The 6313-nt window shown below is 59.3% G+C and carries 4 protein-coding genes; 2 read left to right on the top strand and 2 right to left on the bottom strand.

All coding sequences use genetic code 11. The features are described 5' to 3' along the window. Positions 1-149 precede the first annotated feature (149 nt). Entirely contained in the window at positions 150-380 is a 231-nt protein-coding gene (locus ACTTKG_RS08480; protein ID WP_314596603.1) for a glutaredoxin family protein, read from the bottom strand. Next, positions 374-1312, bottom strand: coding sequence for an NAD(P)/FAD-dependent oxidoreductase (locus tag ACTTKG_RS08475; protein ID WP_442673780.1), 939 nt, complete (start codon positions 1310-1312; stop codon positions 374-376). Before ACTTKG_RS08475 ends, ACTTKG_RS08480 begins: the two co-directional genes overlap by 7 nt. Before the next feature lie 170 nt (positions 1313-1482). Here ACTTKG_RS08475 and ACTTKG_RS08470 point away from each other — a divergent pair, with 170 nt between their 5' ends. Next, positions 1483-2460, top strand: coding sequence for a DUF134 domain-containing protein (locus ACTTKG_RS08470; RefSeq protein WP_442673779.1), 978 nt, complete (start codon positions 1483-1485; stop codon positions 2458-2460). A gap of 168 nt (positions 2461-2628) precedes the next feature. Continuing rightward, the gene (locus ACTTKG_RS08465) at positions 2629-6264 is read left to right on the top strand and encodes a dynamin family protein (RefSeq protein ID WP_442673778.1); all 3636 of its coding nucleotides are present in this window, start codon (positions 2629-2631) and stop codon (positions 6262-6264) included. Positions 6265-6313: the final 49 nt, after the last annotated feature.

Below are 6313 nucleotides of genomic sequence, written 5' to 3'. Positions count from 1 at the left end.
TCTGTAAGGGCGGGCGCACAATGTCCACAAAGTGGACGTTTGTGCGTGTAGCTTAGCGTGAAACCCCAAGAAGTCAAGCCGAAGGCGCGGACGGATTGGCAAAAGGAAACGCCCGCAGGCGGCTTTTGCCATGCGGGCGTTTGGGAGTTCTATATGCCGAGGATTGCATCGAGCTTCGCTTTGTCGAAGCTCACGACGAAATCCTTGCCGTTGACCGTTGTCACCGGCACGATGAGGTCGCCTGAGATGGCTTCGCACTCTTTGCGCGCCGTTTCGTCTTCTTCGATGTTATGCTCTTCGTAAGCAATGTTTTTCGATTTCAGATACTTCTTGACCTTGTCGCACCAAGGGCACTGTGTGATGGAATAGACTTTTACCATGATGTTTTTCCTCCTGTGATGTATTTTTCGGCGAGAAGCGCCGCCGTCGTGCCGTCGGCGGCGGCGGTCGTGAGCTGATGGATTTCCTTTTCGCGGATGTCGCCGGCGGCGAAAACGCCGGCGATCTTTGTGCGGCAGTCTTCGCCTGCGACGATATGCCCCTTCGCATTGATCTCGACCTGACCGGTGAAGAGCGCTGTATTCGGCTGCACGCCGATGTTGACGAAGATGGCGTCAACGGGAAGGTCCCGTGTCTCGTTCGTCTTTTTGTCGAAAATCTCGACAGAGCGCAGTTTGCCCTCGCCCTTGAGGGTGCGAATCTCCGTTTCGAGCAGGATTTCCGCTTTGGGATTTTCCATGAGCCGTTTTTGTGACACATCGTCGGCGCGCATCTTCGAGCGGTGTATGAGGTAGAGTTTCTTCGCGTAGCGCGAAAGGAAGTTCGCTGCGTCGAGCGCTGCGTTGCCGCCGCCCATGACGGCGATGATCTTGTCTTGGTACATGTGACCGTCGCATAGCTCGCAGTAATGAACGCCGCGCCCTGCGTACTTCGCTTCTTCTGCGAGCGGCAGCTTCTTGCGGCTCATTCCCGAGGCGATGATGACGACGGGCGTTTCATAGACGGCGCCGTCCGTTTCGATGCGCTTGACCGCACCGCTCAGATCGACTTTTTCGATCGCGTCGAATTCATCGACGACGGCGCCGAAGCTTTCCGCCTGCTGCTGCACCGTCTTGATGAGGTCGGCGCCTGCGACGCTCAAGAAGCCCGGATAGTTCTCAATGCCGGTGGCATTCGCGATCTGACCGCCGACGATGGCATTTTCGAGCACGAGCGTCGAGAAGTTCATGCGCCCCGCATAGAGCGCTGCCGTCAGCCCTGCCATACCCGCGCCGATGATGATGATGTCCTTTTGTATCGTTTCTTTTGCCATGAGACTCCCCCTCTTTGGTTGATGGATGATATGGGTACTTTCGTCGTGAAAGAGATAAATCCTGCTAAAACGAGATTGACACAATGAATCTTTCATGTTACGATAATAACATAATTATCGACATATGTCGATAATGGCTTTCGAGAAAACTTTGGAAGGAGACGAGGCGCGTGCCAAGACCGACGCGGGGGCGGCGAATCTGCGTGCGCCCCGCCTATGAGCGCTTCACGCCTGCGGGATGTCCCGGCGGCGAGGCAGTCGTGCTGCTGCTTGAAGAATACGAGTGTATCCGCAGCATTGACCATGACGGGCTAAAGCAGGAGGCGTGCGCCGAGCGCATGGCGATCTCACGCACGACGGTCGCCGAGATCTATGCCGCGGCACGCAGGAAGATCGCCGAGAGTCTCGTGCATGGCAGACCTCTCGTCATCGAGGGCGGTTCGTATCGGCTCTGCGATATGTCCGCGCCGTGCGGCAGGTGTTGCCCGCGTAAAGCGATGCAGCGCGAGAATGGTTTTTCATCCCCCCGCAGGAAAGGAGAAGATACAATGAGAATTGCAGTCCCCTATGAAAATGAAAATGGCACGGTGTTTCAGCACTTCGGTCATTCGCAGGCATTCAAGCTCTACGATGTCAAGGACAATGCGGTCGAGAGGTCGGAGGTCATCGGCACAGAGGGCAGCGGTCACGGTGCGCTTTCGGAACTTTTGCAGGCGCATGAGGTCGATGTGCTGATCTGCGGCGGCATCGGCGCGGGCGCGATCGAGGCGCTCGGCGAGGCGGGCATTCGCATCTGTGCAGGCGTCAAGGGTGCAGCGGATGAGGCTGTCGCGCAGCACTTGGCGGGCACGCTCGCATATACGACGGAGGCGAACTGTTCGCATCATCACCATGCAGAGGGTGAGCATCGCTGTTCCCATGCGCACGGAGGCGAGGGACATGGTCACGGTGAAGGTCACGGTGGTCATCACCACGGCGAAGGACATCCTCATGGCGCGAGCGGCGGCAGCGGACACTGCGGAGGCCATCATGGCGAGGGCCACGCGCACGCACATCGTCATGGGCAAGGCGGCGCAGGCATGGGCGAAGGTCGCTGTTCGCATCGCGGCAAGGGCGGTCCTCACGGGCACGGCGGACATCAGAAATAAAAAAATAGAGCAAGACGGCGCCTCGTCGGCGAATGAAAAATTCGCTGGCGAGGTATTTTCTTGCCGTGGCAAGGAACGGCGGTTCATGGTATGATAGGAAAAGGAAACAAGCAGCGCGAAGAAGGGCGGCTGTTTGTGTCGGATGGGCTTTTCTCAATGGGAGGACGTATGCAAGAAGATACCGTCATGCTGAAGAACCGACTGCTTCGGCTTTACGATTACTTTTCGGGCGATGCGGATGCGGCGAGTGCGCACAAGGTGCGCCAGCTCGCCGAAAAGCTTGTGCGCGGTGAATTCGGCGTCGCTTTCTGCGGTCATTTTTCGGCGGGCAAGTCGCGCATGATTAACCGCCTTTTGGGCGCGATGCTCCTGCCGTCCAGCCCCATACCGACGAGTGCGAATCTCGTCTATGTGCGGCGCGGCGAGGAGTACGCCGAGGCGCGTTTTCGCGCGGGCAGGCCGCGCCGCTATCTCGCGCCCTACGACTATGACCTCGTGAAGTCGTTCTGCCGTGACGGCACAGCGATCGAGAGCATCGAGATATCGACGGCAGCGGCGGCTCTGCCCGAGGGCGTTGTGCTCATGGACACGCCGGGCATCGACTCGACGGATGCGGCGCATCGCCTGGCGACGGAAGAGGCGATTCATCTTGCCGATCTCATTTTCTATGTCATGGATTACAACCATGTGCAGTCGGAGGAGAGCTTTCTCTTTACGAAATCTTTGACGGAAGCGAAAAAGCGCGTCGCGCTCGTCATCAACCAGATCGACAAGCATCGCGGGGAAGAGCTTTCCTTCGAGGCGTTCGCCGCAAGCGTCAAGGAGGCGTTTGCGGCATGGGGCGTGAAGCCGGAAGCGATCTTTTTCACCTCGATGAAGGACGAGGCGCACGCGCACAACGATTTTCCGAAGATGCAGAAATTTTTGCGGGAGATATTGGAAAATCGCGCAGCGGCGCTTGCCGAGTCCATCGCGCGGTCACTCGAAAAGATCTGCGCCGACGCTGTAAGCCGAGAGGAAAAGGCGGAGGAGAAGAGCCTGGCAGCCGCCCGCGCGGTGCTTGAGCCGCTGTCGATGGCGGAGCGTGACGCGATCTGGGCGGGCAGCCGCGCTTTGGAGCAGGAGGCGGAGAGTCTCAAGGCGGACGGCCGCGCCGCTTTTTATGCCGGAATCGAGAAGATTCTTGCCAACGCCTACATGATGCCCTACGAGGTGCGCGAGCTGGCGCGTCTTTATCTTGAAGCGTCCGCGCCTGATTTCAAAGTGGGCTTCTTCGGGCGCGGCAAGAAAACGGCGGCGGAGCGTGCGGCGCGGCGTGAACGTCTGTGGCAGGCGCTTGTGGAGAAGGTGCGGCTGCAGGTCGATTGGCATGTCGCGACGTATCTGAAGGACTTCGCGCGCGATCATCGCATCGAAGCTGAGGCGGTCGCCGCCTTTGCCGAGGGATTCACGGCGCTGCCCGAAGACGATGTGTTGGAAAAAAGTCAAAAGGAGGGCGCAAGCACGAGCTACGACGGCAGCTATGTGCTGAACTATACCGCCGCGCTCGAAAAGGCGGTCAAGGAGTGTGCACGGTCGCGCCTTGCCGCCGTCGGCGATGATCTTTTGCGGCGTCTTCATGAGCGCAATGGCGCGCGTCTCGCCGCCATCGAGGCGGAGCTTTCGGGCATGGCTGCGGAAGTCGCGGCGCTCTTCGCCGTGCGGCAGGCAAAGAAGCGCGTCCAAGCGAAGGAAAAGATGCTGTCGGAGCTTCTGGCAAGCGAGGCGCGTGTGCCTTTGGATGGCGCTTCGCTCTTTTCGATTCCTTCGCAGGATGTCGAGATCGTGCAGGGCGACGGCACGGCGAGTGAAAAGGCGGCGCAGGATGTGCAGGCAGATGCGGCGGCGGGGCGCGAGACGGCGATGCAGGACGGCGCGGCTGTCGAAGATCCGACGGCATCTGTGCCGCCGGACGCTGCGGAAGCTGTATGCTCTGACCTTGCGGCTTGGGCGCCGCGCCTTCGCCGCGCGGGTGCGCTTGTCGCCGACGTGCCGGGGCTTGCGCGGCTTGCCGCAGATCTCATGGCGCGTGCCGATCGGCTCGAAGGGCGGGGCTATCTCGTGACGCTCTTCGGCGCGTTCAGCGCGGGCAAGTCATCGTTTGCGAACGCGCTTTTGGGTGAGAGCCTTTTGCCCGTATCGCCGAACCCGACGACCGCGGTCATTCAGAAGATCCTGCCTGTGACGAAAGAGCGCCCGCATGGTACGGTGCGCGTACACCTCAAAGATGAAGTCATGCTGCTCGCCGATTTGAACCGCGCCTTGCAGCCGTTTGCGCGTGAGGCGAAGAGCCTTGCCGATGCGCCTGCGCTCGTCGATGAAGTCTTGCTGCCGGCGAGCGATCTGCGCCAGCAGCAGGCGTTTTTGCGCGCTTACGACAAGGGGCGTGCGGCATTTGCAGGAAAAGCGGGCGCTGTGATTGACTGCACGCTGGCGGATTTCGCCGCTTACGCCGTCGATGAGGACAAGGCGTGCTTCGTGGAAGAGATCGAGATTTACTCCGACTGCGAGCTGACGCAAAAGGGCATTACACTCGTCGATACGCCCGGCGCGGACTCCATCAACGCGCGTCACACCGACCTTTCCTTCCGCTTCATTCGCCAGTCCGATGCGATCCTTTTTGTCACCTATTATAACCACGCGTTCTCCCATGCCGACAGTGAATTTCTCGTACAGCTCGGACGCGTTAAGGACGCCTTTGAGATGGACAAGATGTTTTTTATCGTCAACGCCATTGACCTCGCCGAGAGCGAGGAGGACGCGAGCGATGTGCTCGCCTATGTGCGGCGGAATCTGTCGGGCTTCGGCATAGCAAAACCACGCCTTCATGCCGTGTCGAGCCTTGCGATCCTCAAGGAAAAGCTCGCGGGCGCGTATCGCGGCACGGAGTTCGAGAGCGCGTTTCATCACTTCATCTTTCACGATCTTGCAGGTCTTGCCGCCCGTGCCGCCGAAGGCGACTATGTACGGACAAAGACGCTGCTCGACCGTCTTATCGAAGAGAGCGAGGAAAGTGCGGAAAAGAAAGCGCAGCGCCGCGAGTCGCTCGAAAAAAGTGCGGCAAGAGCGCGTGACATTCTCGCACGAGAGAAGAGTGAAGGCATCGAAAAGCGTATCGAGCAGGAGCAGGCGGAGCTTCTATACTACGTCGCAGAGCGCGTATTTCTGCGCTATGAGGACAGGTTCCGCCTGAGCTTCAACGCCGCGACGCTCGGCAAAGAGCACGGCAAGGCGCGCTTACAAAAAGCGATGAAGGAACTTCTTGCGAGCCTTGGCTTCGATCTCGCGCAGGAGATGCGTGCGACCGCCGTGCGGCTGGAGCGCTTTCTGGCAAGGTGCGGCAAGGAGATGCAGGAGACATTGGCAAAGAGGCTTGCCGAGGGCGAGCGTGATTTTTCCTTCGGCATGGAAGCGACGGAGTTTGAGATCGGGCTTTCGTTTGCTGCGGCATTCGCCGATGTCGAGCCGCAGGTTTTTGCCAAGGAGCTTGCGCTCTTTAAGAATCCGGCACAGTTCTTTGAGAAGGGCGGCAGTAAGATCATGGCGGAAGCGATCAAGGAGAAGCTGCGTCCCCTCGTCTACGCGCACATAGAAAAAGAGGGCGCACGCCTGAAGATGCGCGTATTCGCCGGCAGCCGCACCGTATTCGATGCGGCGCTCGCCCATGTGCGAAAAGAGGCGGAAAGCTACTACGAAGGTCATCGCGCTGCCTTGGCGGGCGGACTCTCGCCGACGAAGCTGCGCGAGATACGCGCGGCGCTTTGAAATAGAAAAGGTTGCCTGAAAGAAATTTTCAGTGCTATACTTGAGGAAG

The sequence above is a fragment of the Selenomonas sp. genome (assembly GCF_052169755.1).
In the GTDB taxonomy this organism is placed as follows: Bacteria; Bacillota; Negativicutes; order Selenomonadales; family Selenomonadaceae; genus Selenomonas.
This window is presented reverse-complemented; position numbering and strand designations above follow the sequence as displayed.

Excerpts from the sequence above, each read along its gene's own strand:
- ACTTKG_RS08480 (WP_314596603.1), bottom strand. The coding sequence starts at position 380 with ATGGTAAAAGTCTATTCCATCACACAGTGCCCTTGGTGCGACAAGGTC.
- ACTTKG_RS08475 (WP_442673780.1), bottom strand. The coding sequence starts at position 1,312 with ATGGCAAAAGAAACGATACAAAAGGACATCATCATCATCGGCGCGGGT.
- ACTTKG_RS08465 (WP_442673778.1), top strand. The coding sequence starts at position 2,629 with ATGCAAGAAGATACCGTCATGCTGAAGAACCGACTGCTTCGGCTTTAC.